Source organism: Thauera linaloolentis 47Lol = DSM 12138 (genome assembly GCF_000310205.1).
Taxonomy (GTDB): domain Bacteria; phylum Pseudomonadota; class Gammaproteobacteria; order Burkholderiales; family Rhodocyclaceae; genus Thauera; species Thauera linaloolentis.
Window position 1 is genome coordinate 19753 of record NZ_AMXE01000041.1, and the last position, 15020, is coordinate 34772.

A 15020-nucleotide genomic window follows, 5' to 3' on the forward strand; every position below is an offset into this window, starting at 1 on the left:
CGCCTGCCGGCCGGGGGCGGGACGCTCAGCGCAGCGCGTCGGCGGCCCGGGCCACGATGCGCTCGAGCAAGGCGTCGACCCTGGCGCCGCCGGGCGTCGCGGCGCTTCGCCGATAGCCGACATGGACCACCGGCGAGTCGGCCCGCAGCCGATAGACGGCGATGGACAGCGGACACAGCGCGATGTGGTGGGGCGATTCGGCGCTCAGGCGCGCGGCGGCGCTGGCGCTGCAGAAGGTGTAGATGCGGGCCTCGGCGAATGTATCGGGCGAATGCCCCAGGTCCGGCGCGGTCCGCCGCAGCATGTCGCCGAAGTGGCTGACGGTGGGCGGCGTGATGCCTTCAGCGGCGATCGCGTCGACGACCGCGAAGGCGACGTCCTCGAATTCCGTCGCGGGGATCTCGCGGGTGACGATGTCCGCCGCCGCGGATGCGCCCTGAGCGGCGAAGACGAAAAGTGCGGCAAGGAACCCGGCGCCGCGGCGGAGCAGGCCGTGGCGCCGGGATGGCGTCGGACGTGTCGGGATCAAGGGTCTAGAAACGGTAGCTGGCCTGCACGCCACCATACACATTTCTGCCCGGGCCGGGTTCGTAATAGCGGCCGTTGCGGTCACCGACGATGACCGAGGCGATGTGCTCGCGGTCGAACACGTTGTCCAGCCTCAGCGTCTGGCTGAAGGTCCAGGGGCCGGACTGCTGTTCGGCGACCAGGCGCAGGTTGAGCAGCGTGTACGAAGGGGCGGCCTTGTCGGTATTGGTGTCGTTGACCTCGACCGCGCCGCGATGCACCGCCTCCAGCGCGGTGCTCAGTCCGGCCATCGGTTTCCAGGCCAGCTCGCCCCAGGCCGATACGCGCGGCACGCCCGGAATCCGGTTGCCGTCGTCGATGGTGTCGAAGGCTTCGTCGTAGATCGCCCGCATCACGGTCAGTGCGCCGCGTGCGCTGAGATTGTGGGCAAGCTCGGTCTCGACCGCCAGTTCCAGGCCCTGGCGCAAGGTCTTGCCGGCGTTCTTGTAGAAATTGCGGCCGCCGATGGCGCCGTCGCCGACGATCTCGTTCTTGGTGTCGATCTGGAAGGCGGCGAGGTTGAGCCGGGTGCGCTCGCCGACATAGGCCTTCAGGCCGAGTTCGAACTGGCGGCTGGTCGAGGGCTCGAGGCCCAGGTTGAAGGCGCCCGACGACGAATAGGCGGTTTCGCCCAGGGTCGGCGTCTCGAAGCCGGTGCCGAAGCTGGCGTACAGGTTCAGCAGCGGCGTGGCACGCCACAGCACGCCCACCGCAGGGGTGGTCTTGCGGTAGCGCACCGAGCCGCTGTCGTCGCCGTTCGCCCCCGCGACGTAGTGGTCGTCCACCTCGAAGCGCACATTGCTGTGGCGCACGCCGAGCGACCAGTCCCAGTCGCCCTGCTGCCAGGTGGCCTGCACATAGGGGTCGGTGCTGGTGACGGTGTTGATCTCGTCGCGCCGCAGCCTGCCCTTGACGCCCAGGGTACTGCCGGCGAAGTTCTCGTAGCCCTGGCGGTCGTCCTCGGCGCGGTCGTGGTCCAGGCCGGTGGTCAGGGTCAGCTTGCCTGCGCCGATGTCGCGTTCCATGATCCAGCGCGCGCCGATGCCGTGGAATTCGCGCTCGAAATCGATGACGCCGCCGGCGTGGCGGGGGTTGGCCTGCGCGGCGATGGGAATCGACTGGTACTGGGTGACGCTGCGCTGCCCAGCATAGGCCTGGAGCTGCAGGCGGCCGCTGCCGAAACGGCGCTCGTACACCGCGCCGCCTTGCAGGTGGTCGATGGACTTGCGCGTGCTGAAGTCCAGCGGCGTGCGGTCGACGGCATTCCGGTCGCGCTTGTAGGTGGCCCAGTCCAGGCCCTGCGGGTCGTCGGTGTCCGGCTGGTGCAGGCTGCTGAGCAACAGCGTGAGCTTGCTGTCCTCGTCCGGCGCCAGCGTGATCTTGGCGAAGCTCTGGTCGCGGCGGGCCGCGCTGTAGCGGCGTTCGCCGTTGGTTTCGAAGCGCGATGCGTCGAGCACGAAGCCGACGCCGTTCTTCTCGCCTTCCGCGCCGATGCCGATCTTGTAGGTGCCGTGTTCGCCGGCATACACGCTGCCGCGGATGCGCGGCGCGCCCTTGCCGTCGCGCGAGAACAACTGGATGACGCCGCCGGCATGGTTGCCGTACACGGTGGCGAAGGGGCCGCGCAGCACTTCGATGCGCTCGGCGGCATCGAGGTTGAAGGTGGCGGCCTGGCCCTGGCCGTCCGGGTTGGTGGCGGGGATGCCGTCGGCGATGAGCTTGACGCCGCGCACGCCGAAGGCGGCGCGGGCGCCGAAGCCGCGCACCGATATCTGCAGGTCCTGCGCGTAGTTCTGGCGATTCTGCACGACCACGCCGGGCACGCTGCCGAGCACTTCCGAGACATTCACCCGCATGCCCTGGCCGCCGTTGCCGTCCAGCCGCACGCCGTCGACCGAATAGGGCACGTCGAAGGGCGAGACCTCGACCCGGCTGCCGCTGATGACCAGGGTGTCGAGCGTTTTTTCGGTGTCGGCCGCGGCGGCGGAGTGTGCCGCCAGCGCGCACAGCAGGGCGAGGTGAAGGCGGGCCGGCGCCGGCGCGGGCTGCCGGCCGGGCCGACGGGGAGCGTGGGAAGTGCGGAACATGATCGGTGAAGTCTCCTCGGGCTGCTCTGCGGCAGCGATGGCAGAAGTCTAGGGCCGGCGCCAGGCATCTGTCGCCACGGAAAACGCCAGGCTGGCCTCATGAAAATCATGAGGCCAGCCTGGCCCCGGCCCGGCGGGTGTCCCCTGAATGAGCACTCGCCGCGCGCTGGCGCTCATTGAAGGGACAGTTGTTGCCATCTGACACAGCGGCATGGTCTTTGCCGGCGGCCGCTCGGACGCGCTCAAACCCAGTGTTGGCAAGCCTTTCGGGGCGGCGGCCGGTATTCGCCGCCGCTCGGGCACGGTACTGGCAAAACAGCGTCGCCCGGTCTGGCGGATCGCAGATCCATCCGTCCGGCGGACAAGCAAAGCCGACAAAAACCAAACACCTGGAGACACTTTCAATGAAGAAGACGCCGATTGCCGCGTTGCTCGCGCTCGCCCTCGCCAGCCTGTCGGGCGCTTCGCATGCCGTCAGTTTCAGCAATGGCGATGCGACCCTGGACATCAACGGCACGATCAACGGGTTCTACTCCCACCGCTCGACCGAGGACGACCGTGGCCGGGTGAACAACTCCGGCATTACCAACGGTCTGCTGCCGGGCTGGATCAACTTCGTGTTCACGACCAAGGTCGAGGACATGGACATCAAGGCGCATGTGGGCTTCGCTCCCGGCATCAACAATGACTCGGACGTGGTGGGCCTGCCCATCGGCGGCGGCGGCCGGCCCTTCAACCAGATCGACACCCGCAACCTGTATTTCCAGTTCGGCAAGGAGAGCATGGGCACGCTCAAGCTCGGGCGCGACATCGGCCTGTTCGGGCAGAAGGTCATCCTCAGCGACATGACGCTGCTCGGCCTGGGCGGCAACAGCTATGCGGCGACGCCGTACAACACCACCTTCGGCATGATCGGCCACGGCTACATGTATACCGGCTTCCAGCCCCAGATCACCTACACCACGCCGAACTACGGCGGCCTGCAGGCCTCGGTGGGCATCTTCCAGCCCAGCGACTTCGTCGACAGCGACGAAACCTCGACACCGGGCTTCCAGGCCATCGCCAGCTACGATTGGGAAGGCAGCACCCCGGGTTCGGTGTGGACCGGCATGGTCTACCAGGACACCGACAGCGGCCTGAACGACGTCGAGACCTTCGCCGCACGCGGCTTCGAGCTGGGCGGCAAGATCGCGGTCGGCGACTTCGAGGCCGTCGCCTACGGTTTCAGCGGCAAGGGGCTGGGCCTGTCGACGGTGGGGGCGCTGTACCACTCGCCGTATGGCGAGACCAAGAGCCGCGGCTACTTCGTGCAGGGCACCTACAAGTTCGGCAAGACCAAGGTGGGCCTGAACTACGGCGAGAACCGCGACAGCGGCGGCCTGCTCGCCGACAGCAACCGCTTCCGCGGGGCGACCTTCGGCGTCTATCATTCGCTGAACAAGTACATCACGCTGGTCGGCGAATACAATCAGGAGCGCGCGACCGGCGCGGATGCGATCAATTCCGGCGGCAACGGCGACCTGAAGACCCGCACCATCTCCTTCGGCGGCATCATCTTCTTCTGAGCGGCTCGTCCGGCGCGGAGCACGGGAAGGGCGCCAGCGCGGCGCCCTTCCCGCTTCTGCGGGGCGGCCGGATCGGCGCCGGCGGGCGAGAACTCGGCGCCCGTGCGGCGGTCTGTCAGCCCGTCCGCGTCGTTTCCATCGAGCCCCATCGTGCACCCATTCAAGCGCATCGCCCTCGGCCTGCTTCTGATCCTGTTTCTGCCCCTGGGCATCAGCCTGGCGGAAGACCCGCCGCGCATCGGCGGCGGCGAGGCGCGCGGCTGGCGGTCGATGCCGCGCCATTCGGCCGGCCTGGCGCCGGACCCCGCGGCGTTCGCCGATACCGCCATCGTGCAGGTGTATGCCGCCGCCACCTACGGCTGGCGCGGATACTTCGCCGTCCATCCGTGGATCATCTTCAAGCGCAGCGGCGACACCGCCTATACCCGCTACGACGTCATCGGCTGGGGGCGCGGGCCTGTCGTCCGGCGCAATCACGCGGTGCCCGACGGGCTGTGGTTCGGCGCCGTGCCGGCGGTGCTTGCCGAGCATCGCGGCGCCGGCGTGGATGAAATGATCGACCGCATCGAGACGGCGATCGCCAGCTATCCCCATGCCGACGAATACCGCAGCTATCCCGGCCCCAACAGCAACACCTTCATCGCCCACATCGGCCGCGAAGTGCCCGCGCTCCAGCTCGACATGCCGGCCAACGCCATCGGCAAGGACTACCGCCCGCTGCACGACCCGGTCGGTCGGGCGGTGTCGGGCACCGGCTGGCAGGCGTCGCTGCTCGGGCTGCTCGGCGTGACCGTCGGCATCGAGGAGGGGCTGGAGTTCAACCTGCTCGGCCTGAACTTCGGCATCGACTTCAACCGCCCCGCGTTGCGGCTGCCTTCGGTCGGCCGCCTGGGCTTCGACAACGCCGCGCCGCCGGCCGAGGCCGCAGCCCTGCCCTGAGGTCCGCGCGGAGGGCGCGGTGCGATCAGGCCTCCACCAGGCCGGCGCGCACCGCGATCAGGGCCAGTTCGGCGGCATTGCTGGCGTTGAGCTTTTGCTTGATGTGATACAGGTGGGTGCCGACGGTGCTGCTGCTGAGGTTCAGCGTCGCGGCGACTTCGTTGACCGAGTGGCCGCGGGCCAATTGCAGGAAGACGTTGAATTCCCGGCCGGTCAGCGCTTCCGCCGGATGGCTGCTGCCGCCGAGGCGCGCCAGCGCGAGCTTGGGGGCGAGTTCGGGGTCGAGGTGGCGCCGGCCGTCGGCCACGTCGGCGATGGCGCGCAGCAGCGCGTCGGGGTGGGCGCGCTTCGACAGATAGCCGCTTGCGCCTGCCTGCAGCGCCCGCGTGGGGATCAGCGTGTCGTCGTGCGCGGACAGCATCAGCACGCGCGCGTCCGGATGGTGCGCGAGCAGGCGTTCGAGCGCGCCCAGGCCGCCGATGCCGGGCATCGACACGTCCATGACCAGGACGTCCGGGCGGTGTTCGTTCCAGGCCTGGATCGCCGCTTCGCCGCTGTCGGCTTCGGCGACGACGGTTGCGCCGGCGCCCTCGATGAGCAGGCGGAAGCCCATGCGGACGACGGCGTGGTCGTCGGCCAGCAGAATGCTCAGGGGAGCGAGCTGGATCATGCGCGCAATTCCTCGGAAGGTGAGCGTGGATCGGAAGCGTGGGGGGCGGAGGGGCCGGCCGGCAGGGCGAGCGGCAGGCTGGCCTCGACCCGGCAGCCGCCGTCTGCCGGGCGCTCGAGCCGCAGCGTACCGCCGAGTGCGCGCACCCGTTCCTGCATGCCGAGCAGGCCGTAGCGCGGCCGCGGGTCGGCCGCGTCCGCACGCAGGCCGAGGCCGTTGTCGGTGATGCTCAGCGTCACGGTCTGCGCGTTCCAGGCCAGTGCGACCGATACCGCGCTGGCCTGGGCGTGGCGGGCGACGTTGGTGAGGCTTTCCTGCAGCAGGCGCTGCAGCGCATGCGTCTGCTCATTGGCCAGCGTGGGCGCGCCGGCGGCGATGCGGCAGTCGAGGGCGATCTGGGGATACAGCCGCGACCACTGCCTGCAGGCATCCTCGACGAGGGCGCCGGCGGTGCCGGGCGCTTCCGGCGCGGGCTGGCGCAGGCGCTGCAGGATGGTGCGTATGCCGTCCTGCATCTGGCCGGTCATCGCCAGGATGACCTGCGCGTTGCCGTGGATGCCGGGCTGCTCGGTGCTGCGCTGCTGGATGGCGCCGGCGATGGCGCGCACGGCGGTGATGCCTTGTGACAGTTCGTCGTGCAGTTCGCGCGCGATCAGGCGGCGTTCCGCTTCGAGCCGGTCCTGCACCGCGCGGGCGAAGTGCCGGTCCGCGGCCAGGGCTGCGTTGTCGGCGAGGGTGTGGTCGAGCTGGTCGGCGAGGCGGTTGTAGCTGCGCGCGAGACGGTCGAGTTCGGGCGCGCCGACTGCGGGCAGGCGCTGGTCGAAGTGCCCGCGTGCGCCGCGGTCGAAGGCGGTGTCGATGGCGCGCAGCGGCGCCAGCGCCTTGCGCAGGCCGAGGTGGCAGCCGATGCCGGCGAGCAGCAGGCCGGCGAGCGCCCAGCCGGCCAGTGAGGTAAGGCCGTCCCAGGCGTCGAGCACCGCGCGCGAGGCATCCGGCAGCAGGCTGATCTGCACCGGCCCGGCATCGAAATGGCGCACGCGCAGATGCGGCGCCAGGTGTCCGGCGAACCAGGCGGGGGCCGTGCGCCCGGCCTTGTAGGTGGCGCCGGGCGAGGCGTACAGGCGCTGGCCGCCGGTGGCGGTGATCTCGAGCGCATGCGCGCGGATGCGGCCGACCGCGGCGAGGGCCGACATCAGCCGCGCCTGGCCGTCGGCGCCGTCGAGCCGGGTTTCGTCGATGAGCACGGTCAGCCATTGCTCGGCAACGCGGCCGGCGGATTCGATTTCTTCGTGGATCGCGTTGCGTGTCTCGCGCAGCCACAGGGCGCCGCCCGCGAGCAGCGCGAGGGCGAGGACGAGCGTCAGCATCAGGCTCAGCCGGGTGTGCAGGCTGGCTGCGCCGGGCGGTGGGAAGGGCGGGGGACGCATCGCGCTGTGACCTCGGTTCGGCGGCCTGGATTCAACGGCCCTGCAGCGCGGCCCGCTCCGCCGCAGGGTAGAGGTGGATGACCGAGCGCCGGTATTCGGTGGCCGCGCCGGCGAGGTGTTCGAAGCGCGCCGGCACTTCGAGCGCCAGCATCTCCGTCATGTCCAGCCCTTGTTCGGCACCGTCGCGCAGCGTCTGCCCGAGCCAGCGCAGGTAGTCGCGGGTCTGGGCGATGGGCGCTGCATCCGCCGCCACGGCGCCGTGGCCGGGCACCAGGTGCCTGAAGGGGATGCGTTCGAGCCGGTCGAGCGACTGCTGCCAGCGTTCCGGATCGGCATGCGGGGTGGTGGGCGCGCGGTCGTGGAACACCAGGTCGGCCGCGAACAGCGTGCCACTGGCGACGTCCAGTACCGCGAGGTCGGCCGGGGTGTGGCCCGACAGCACGAACAACTCCAGCCGGCGGCCGCCGACGTCGAGCGGGCCGGCTTCGAGCATGCGTTCGGGCAGCGCCATACCGGTGCCGCGCATCCACGCGCCGTTGAGGCGGTACATGTTCTCGAGCAGATCCGCGCCTTCCGCCTCGAGCGCGCGGCGGGTCTCCGGCAGCGCGGCCAGCGTCGCGGGTGCGAAGGCCTGGTTGCCGAAGACGTGGTCCGGGTGGTGATGGGTGTTGATGACCAGCACCACGGGCAGCGGCGTGATGGCGGAGATCGCCTGCCGCAGTTGCTCGCCGTAGCGCAGCGACGGGCCGGTGTCGATGACGACGACGCCCTCGCTGCCGACGATGAAGCCGGTATTGACGATGTTGCCGCCGTTTGTGGCGGAGAAGTCCTCGGTGCTGCCGATCAGCGCGTACACGCCGTCGGCGATGCGCTGGGGGGCTAGACCGTAGTCGAGGCCGCCCTGCTGTGCGCGCGCCGGCAGGCCCGCGGCAAGGAGCGCCAGCGTGGCGAGGGCGGCGGCGAATCCGGTGCGCCAGGCGCGTGCGCTCACGGCGCCACCTCGGCCATGATCGGGTTGCCGTTGTTGTCCCGCCCGCTGATGCGCAGGCTGCCGCCGCCGACCGCCGCGGGCGGGATGTCGATGGTGAACAGCGGGTTCTCGGCGACCGGCTCGGCGGGGCGGATGCGCATCAGGCGCTCGCCGTCGGCGTTGCTGATGTCGAGCGTCTCGATGTGGAACACCGGGATGCCGGCGGCGAGGCCGGTGTCCATCGGATGCACGACCTGCAGGCGCAGCCGGGTGCCGCCATCGACCCGCGGCCACAGCCGGGCGCTGACTTGGTTGAGGCGTTGCTGCCATTCCGGCGAGCCGGCGCCGGTCGACGGCAGCGTGCAGCCGCCGCCGGTGGTGTTGACCCAGGTGCCGCCGACATGCCAGCGGCCGTCGGCGGTGCGCGCGGCAGCGCGCACCGGGGTGGATTGCTGCAGTTTGAGGCGGAAGGCGAGCCCCGGATGGGCGCCGCCGGGCTCGTAGCTCAGGGCGCGGACGATGGGGTTGAAATCGGCGAACACGACCACTTCCTCGACGGCCTGCAGGCGGCGCAGGTCGACGGCCACCGGCACGTTGAGCGCGTCCTCGGCGGTGGTCGGCGCGCTGACGCGGACGCGGTCGTCGAACACGACTTCCGCGCCGGGGAAGAAGGTCTGGCGCATTTCCTCCCAGCGCGGCGAGCCCAGTGGGTCGTCCGTATCCTGCGCCCGCACGCCCGGGCCGGCCAGCATCAGTGCCAGCGCCGCGCCGGCGAGCCGCCCCCTCAGTGTCATTTCGCCTCCTGCCGCGGTGGCGGCTTGCGCATGCTTTCGACGAAGCTGCGGATCGACCATAGCACCGGTGCGTCGATGATGCCTTCCCACGGCGGCATGTGTTCGATGCCGAGCTTGATCTTGCCATTCAGCACCGAATACTTGAAGAAATGGTCGCTGTCCTCGATGCAGCGTTGTTTCAGCGCCGGGTCCTTGGCCCGGTTGCACAGGCCGCCGATGCGGCGCAGGTCGGGCGCCGGCGAGCGCGAGCCGTCGGCATCGACGCCGTGGCAGCGGGCACAGGCCTGGTTGAAGGCGTTGCGGCCGAGTTCGATGGCGGCGGCATTGCCGCGCAGCGGATTGGCCTCGGCCCAGCCGGGCGCGAGCGGCGGCAGCGTGGACGTATCGACGACCGGCGGCTGCGGCCGCTCGGCGCGGGCGGCGACGGGCAGGCAGCACAGCGCGGCGCACAGCACCGCGCCCAGCGTGGCGGCCAGGCCGGTGCGCGGTGCTTGGCGGAAGGTGGACGAGGCGGAGTTCAGCGGCTGCATCGGGGGACTCCCTGGCAAGAGAAATCGTGCCGGCAGGCCGTGGATGGCCTGATGGCGCGGTGAGGTCACAGCGTGATGCTCGTGGCGGGGTAGAACAGCGTATTCAGAACCAGGAGCAGCAGCCAGAAGCCGATTTCGAGGGTTTCCGTGATCGGCTGGATGCGCTTCACCGCGCCGTAGATGTGCACCACGAGCATCATGGCAAAGACCAGGAACAGCACGTCGAAGGCGTAGCTGAAGCTGGTGCCCGTGCTTACCGAGCGGAGCATGGTGGCTTCCACCACCAGGATGAAGGCGCCCAAGCAGCGGCCGAAGTAGATGGCCAAGTGCTCGTGATCGGGAATGCGCCATTGCATCAGGCGCGCCCAGCGCAGCGGTGAAATGAAGATGGGGAGGGCAAAGAATACGGTGGTGCCGATCATCAGTACCAGCAGGTATTCGCGGCTGTGTTGGGCGTATAGGCCGAGCATCGCGGTGTGGTCTCGTCGTGTGCATTGCTGCCGGGCTTACCAGCCGGTCGGACAGCCCTGGCAGTTTTCGAATGAGGATTCGGGGAAGATCGTGAAGCGCGTGACGCAGTGGTCGATGACGGCGTCGTCGAGCCTGACCGAGACGAACTTCGCTTCTTGCAGATTGCAGCTCGCCAGCTTCGCGCCGATGAACCAGGCGTGGTTGAGCCGCGCGAATTCCAGGCTCGCGCCGGTGAAGTCGGCGCCGGAGAAATCGGAGCGCATCAGCCGCCCCGCTTCCAGGTCTGCTCCGACCATGCGGGTGTTGCGGAAGTTGGTGCTGGCGGCGTTGACCTTGTTCATGCGGGCTGCCGTCAGATCGGCGCCTTCCAGATTGGCAGCGGAAAGATTGGCGGCGCGCAGATCGGCGCGCGTCAGGTTGGCGCCGCGCAGGTCGGCGCCGGCCAGGTTCTGGCCGACGAGGTCGGCGTGGCGCAGATCGGCGCCCGGACAGCGGGTATAAGGCCAGATCGGGCAACCGTTGATGATCAGCGGCCAATCCTCTTCGGCGCCGGCATCGGTGTCGGGTGCCTCCTCTGCCCATGCGGCGGGCGTGCCCAGGCCACCCAGGGCGAGACAGCTCGCTGCCAGCAAGTTGCGCCAGTGCGGGCGGAAAGGCCGCGCGGCGGCGTTCGGGTTGCGGGTATGAACCACGGGCGTGCTCCTTCCAGGGAGGCCGGGCGGGATGCCCCCGCCCGGATAGGGGAACGGGCCCGGCGCCGACCGGAGGGGGTCGGCGCCGGGCTCGTCAGGCTGGATCAGCGGCTGGCTTTCGGCAGCTTGAACACCCACAGCGAGCCGCCCTGGGTGACCTGCTTGGTCAACTCGGCGAGGTCGCCGCCCCACAGCGGCACGGCGCCGCCGTAGCCCGACTGGATGGCGATGTACTGTTCGCCGTCCATTTCCCACGTCACCGGCACCGAAACCACGCCCGAGCCGGTCTGGAACTTCCACAGTTCCTTGCCGTTCTTGGCGTCGAAGGCCTTCAGGTAGCCGTCCGAGGTGCCGGTGAAGATCAGCCCGCCGGCGGTGGTCAGCGTGCCGGCCCACAGCGGGAAGGCTTCCTTGTGCTCCCAGGCGATCTTGCCGCTGACCGGGTCGATCGCGCGCAGGATGCCGACGTGGTCGTCGAACAGCTTCTTGATGCGGAAGCCCTGGCCGAGGTAGGCGGAACCGGCCTTGTAGGTGACGTTCTCGGTCCAGTAGTCCATCGCCCAGTGGTTGGCCGGGATGTAGAACAGGCCGGTGTCGGGGCTGTACGACATCGGGTGCCAGTTGGTGCCGCCGAGGAAGGGCGGCGAGACGAAGACGGACTCGCCCTTGTCGGCGCCTTCCTTCGGTGCCGGCGGGCGGTTGCCCTTCTCGACCGGGCGGCCGGTCTTCAGGTCGAAGCCCGAAGCCCAGGTGATGCCATCCACGAAGGGCCATGCGCCGATCAGCGAGGTCGGCTTGTTAGGGTAGCCGGCGCCCTTGGCCAGCATGTCGCGGTCATTGACGAAGAAGAAGCCGTTGCGGTCGGCGTGGGCCGAGGCGTTGATCATCTTGCCGGTCTTCGGGTCCTTGTACTCGAACAGCACGATGGAGTTGTTGCCGGAGAAGTCCCAGGCGTCGTTCGGCGTGTGCTGGTAGAAGCCCTTCAGCTCGCCGGTGCTGGCATCGACGTAGGCCTGGCCCGAGGTGAACAGGTTGTCCCAGTTCTGCGGGTCGTCGCCGGGCGCGGTGCGCTTCCAGGTGTTCCACGGCGCGGGGTTGCCGGCGCCGATGACGATGGTGTTGTTCTCCACGTCGAAGCTGGCGGTCTGCCACGGCGCGCCGCCGCCCTGGCTCCAGGCTTCGACCTTGCCGGTGGGCGAGTTGGGGTCGTTCGGCCAGCTCGGGGCCTTGGCATCGCCGGTGGTGGTGCTGTCCTTGCCGTTCAGGCGGCCCATGTGGCCTTCAACCAGCGGCCGCGCCCACACTTCCTCGCCGGTGTCCGGGTCGCGTGCGTAGAGCCAGCCGACCACGCCGAACTCGTCGCCGGAGGAGCCGTGGATCAGCAGCGTGCGGCCGGTCTTCTGGTCCTTGATGATGAAGGGGGCGCCGGTCATCGTGTAGCCCACCTTGTGGTCGCCGAACTTCTGCCGCCACACGACCTTGCCGGTCTTGCGGTCGAGCGCGACGATGGCGGCGTCCAGGGTGCCGAAATAGACCTTGTCGCCGTAGATGGCGGGGCCGCGGTTGACCACGTCGCAGCACGGGCGGATGTCGTCCGGCAGGCGGTGGTTGTATTCCCACAGGCGCTTGCCGCTGCGGGCGTCGAGGGCGAAGAAGCGGGAGTAGGAGCCGGTGGCGTAGATCACGCCGTCGTGCACCAGCACCTGGCCTTCCTGGCCGCGCTGCTTCTCGCCGCCGAAGGAGAAGCTCCAGGCCGGTACCAGGTTGGCGACGTTGCCGGTGTTGACGGTCTTGAGCGTGCTGTGGCGCTGTGCTTTCAGGCCCAGGCCGTAGGACAGCACGTCACTTGGGGTCTTGTGGTCGTTGGCGATGTCTTCCCAGGTGACATTGGTGACTGCGGCGACGGGTAGCGACAGCGCCGCCGCGGTGGCGGCGACGATGGCGCGTAGCGCGAAGGGCTTTGCATGCGACTTTTTCATTTTTGCTCCTTGCCTCCTGATCTTGTCTTGTAGGTATTTCGTATGGCTCTCCGCCGCATGGGCTGCCGACGGGCCGGATGTCCGGTAAGGGACTTTTGGCAAAGACCGTGCCAGACGCCGATGAGCGGGCCGGTCCCGGTGTTGCCGGCGTGCCGCAGGCCACGGGGCGCTTTCGTTCCGGCCGTGGTGTAACGATTTGGAACAGTCGTCCCCTTCCGGAGCAGCCAGGGCGGTCGACCGTGTCACACGGCGCGGGACGGATGCGCATGCCACGGCGCGCGCGGGCGCGGTCCGTGCGACGCGGAAAAGCGGGGAGTGCGTTGCCGGCGGACGGGCAGCCGCCTCAGCGGCCCGTGGTTTCCAGCAGCTCGTCCGGAATGTCGTCCGGCCGCAGCTCGGCGCTGTCGTCTCCGGCCAGGGCCAGCATCAGGCGCAGCTGGCTGCCAAGTTCGCTGATGTTGCCCGGCCAGGGGTATCGGCACAGGCGTTCGATCGTCTCGGGCGGGACGTGGATGGGGGCGGCGGCGCGGGCTTCGCGCACCAGGCGGTATACGAGATAGGCGAAATCGGCGCGCTCCCGCAGCGGAGGCAGCGCCACGCGCTGGACCGCCTGCTCCGTCAGCAGTGCGGGTGTGGGCCCGCAGGCGGCGGCCTCGCACCCGTGCGGCCGCCGGCCGGTGACGACGATGTGGTGCGTGGTGTGCGCCGCCTGCAGCAGATGGGACTGCGCCTCGGCGGGCAGGCAGTCGGCGTCGGTGATGTAGAGCAGCCCGCCGGCCGCCCGGCGCAGGGCGTCCTCGAGCTCGGGCCGATGGCGTGTGCCGGCGGCGAGGGCGCAGCCATCGAGTTCGACCAGCCGCGCGTCGAGGCCGTGGTCCTGGCAGTGCCGGTGCAGCAGATGGCGCTTGCCGGTGCCGGTTTCGCCGCTCAGCAGCAGCGGGCCTGGCGCCTGGCCCCGCTGCCATGCCGCGAGCAATGCGCCGGCTTGCACGACCCGCGGGTCCGTATCCGGCGTCGGGGCGGGGCGGGGCTGCTGCGGCGCGCGCGGCCGGCCGCTTTCAGGCTGGCCCTGCGGGTGCCGTATCGACGCCGGCGGCCGGATCAGCCCGGCGCGGGCGGCGCAGGTCTGTCCATGCCGCGTGCGCAGCGGGAACGGGGTCAGTGGCCCGAATGCGGCCCAGTCTACGAGGTGCCGCCATTGTGTGGTGAAGCTCTCGGGGTAGCTGCCGCGCGGGAATTCCCCGTGCAGATGGAGCAGCGTGCGTGCGGCGCGGTTGCTGGCCAGCAGGTTTCCCGCCTCGTCGAACACGACGAGCCCTTCCAGCGGGCTGCCGAGCAGGTCCGGACGGGCGTGGAAATGCAGGGCGAGAAAACCGTCGTCGAGGCTTTCGATCAGGCGGTGCTCGATGCATTCCGCGGTAGTGCGCAGCAGCGCGTCGGCATGCGACAGGTTGGCGCGCGTGTCGGTGGAAACGTCGAGGATGCCGGCAATGCCGCCGGTGGGCGAGAAGATCGGCGTGGCGATGCAGGTCAGGAAGCGGTTGCGCGACAGGTAGTGCTGGCTGCCATCGATGGTGATGGCCTGGCGGGTGGTGAGTGCGGTGCCGATCGCATTCGTGCCCATGGCCGCCTCGCTCCACTCGGCCCCGGGACAGAGCGCGACCCGGGTCGCGCGATCGAGGAAGCCGGTGTCCCCGATCGCGCTCAGGATCAGCCCGTCGCAGTCGGTCAGCAGCAGGGTCGAACTCGGGCAGTCGATCTGGCGGAACAGGTTCTCGATGACCGGGCGCGAGAAGGTCAGCAGGCGGGCGTTGGCCTCGAGGCGGTCGCGCAGATCGGCCGGGCTGACCAGGGCATCCGACAGCGCATCCTCGGGGCGCAGGCCGAAGCCCCTGCTGCGTGCCCATGAGGCGTGCAGGTCCGCCGGTTCGATGGTGGCCGGGAGAAGAGAGGAGGAGCTTGCATCGTCCATGGTTCTGTCCATGCAGGAAGTGTGCCTTCCGCATGCGTCAACATGCGGACGAGCTGCGCATGCATGGCTGCATCGCATTGGAACAGGTGTGCGGCAATTGAACACCCCGGGAAGAGGCCTTGAACGGCCCCCGGATACGGTGTTTTCGTGAGTTTATTTTTAGTGCTTTGAATGGAAAAGAAAAATTTTTGTTTTTCGAATATCCGGCGTGCTGGCACGCTGCCTGCAAAAGAGGCCGGTAACGCGACACGGCGTTTGCAACCACGAAAAAAGGAGACATCGAGATGCTTTACGCACACCCTGGCCATTCTGGCGCGCCGATCCAGTACAAGGCGAAGTACGACAACTTCATCGGCG

General features: G+C 69.3%; 13 protein-coding genes. 2 read left to right on the forward strand and 11 right to left on the reverse strand.

Going from position 1 to position 15020, the window contains the following annotated elements; translation table 11 throughout:
* Positions 1 to 25: 25 nt before the first annotated feature.
* Positions 26 to 529: a DUF302 domain-containing protein gene (locus C666_RS11515; protein ID WP_004338814.1), complete on the reverse strand. Its 504-nt coding sequence runs from the start codon at positions 527 to 529 to the stop codon at positions 26 to 28.
* Between the two features lie 4 nt (positions 530 to 533).
* Positions 534 to 2654: a TonB-dependent receptor family protein gene (locus C666_RS11520; RefSeq protein WP_004338815.1), complete on the reverse strand. Its 2121-nt coding sequence runs from the start codon at positions 2652 to 2654 to the stop codon at positions 534 to 536.
* 404 nt (positions 2655 to 3058) lie between these two features.
* Here C666_RS11520 and C666_RS11525 point away from each other — a divergent pair, with 404 nt between their 5' ends.
* Both C666_RS11525 and C666_RS11530 read left to right on the forward strand, forming a co-directional pair.
* On the forward strand, positions 3059 to 4219 hold the full coding sequence (locus C666_RS11525; RefSeq protein ID WP_004338817.1) for a porin: 1161 nt from the start codon (positions 3059 to 3061) through the stop codon (positions 4217 to 4219).
* 150 nt (positions 4220 to 4369) lie between these two features.
* Positions 4370 to 5158, forward strand: a complete 789-nt coding sequence (locus C666_RS11530; RefSeq protein WP_004338820.1) for a DUF3750 domain-containing protein — start codon at positions 4370 to 4372, stop codon at positions 5156 to 5158.
* Between the two features lie 25 nt (positions 5159 to 5183).
* Here C666_RS11530 and C666_RS11535 read toward each other — a convergent pair whose 3' ends face one another.
* The 9 genes from C666_RS11535 to C666_RS11575 all read right to left on the reverse strand — a co-directional run bounded on the left by C666_RS11535 (position 5184) and on the right by C666_RS11575 (position 14663).
* On the reverse strand, positions 5184 to 5828 hold the full coding sequence (locus C666_RS11535; protein WP_004338822.1) for a response regulator: 645 nt from the start codon (positions 5826 to 5828) through the stop codon (positions 5184 to 5186).
* Positions 5825 to 7255, reverse strand: coding sequence for a HAMP domain-containing sensor histidine kinase (locus tag C666_RS11540; protein ID WP_004338824.1), 1431 nt, complete (start codon positions 7253 to 7255; stop codon positions 5825 to 5827). Before C666_RS11540 ends, C666_RS11535 begins: the two co-directional genes overlap by 4 nt.
* 31 nt (positions 7256 to 7286) lie before the next feature.
* Positions 7287 to 8246: a quinoprotein relay system zinc metallohydrolase 1 gene (locus C666_RS11545; RefSeq protein ID WP_004338826.1), complete on the reverse strand. Its 960-nt coding sequence runs from the start codon at positions 8244 to 8246 to the stop codon at positions 7287 to 7289.
* The gene (locus C666_RS11550) at positions 8243 to 9019 is read right to left on the reverse strand and encodes a quinoprotein dehydrogenase-associated SoxYZ-like carrier (protein WP_004338829.1); all 777 of its coding nucleotides are present in this window, start codon (positions 9017 to 9019) and stop codon (positions 8243 to 8245) included. Before C666_RS11550 ends, C666_RS11545 begins: the two co-directional genes overlap by 4 nt.
* Positions 9016 to 9549 carry a c-type cytochrome gene (locus C666_RS11555; RefSeq protein WP_004338831.1) on the reverse strand — a complete coding sequence of 178 codons (534 nt, stop codon included), beginning with the start codon at positions 9547 to 9549 and terminating at the stop codon, positions 9016 to 9018. Before C666_RS11555 ends, C666_RS11550 begins: the two co-directional genes overlap by 4 nt.
* Positions 9550 to 9614: 65 nt before the next feature.
* Complete coding sequence (locus tag C666_RS11560) at positions 9615 to 10019, reverse strand: hypothetical protein (protein ID WP_004338833.1); 405 nt, start codon at positions 10017 to 10019, stop codon at positions 9615 to 9617.
* A 36-nt stretch (positions 10020 to 10055) separates the two neighbouring features.
* On the reverse strand, positions 10056 to 10712 hold the full coding sequence (locus tag C666_RS11565) for a pentapeptide repeat-containing protein (RefSeq protein ID WP_004338835.1): 657 nt from the start codon (positions 10710 to 10712) through the stop codon (positions 10056 to 10058).
* Positions 10713 to 10816: 104 nt separating this feature from the next.
* Complete coding sequence (locus C666_RS11570; RefSeq protein WP_004338838.1) at positions 10817 to 12691, reverse strand: methanol/ethanol family PQQ-dependent dehydrogenase; 1875 nt, start codon at positions 12689 to 12691, stop codon at positions 10817 to 10819.
* Positions 12692 to 13034: 343 nt separating this feature from the next.
* Entirely contained in the window at positions 13035 to 14663 is a 1629-nt protein-coding gene (locus tag C666_RS11575; protein WP_004338841.1) for a sigma-54-dependent Fis family transcriptional regulator, read from the reverse strand.
* Between the last annotated feature and the right edge of the window lie 357 nt (positions 14664 to 15020).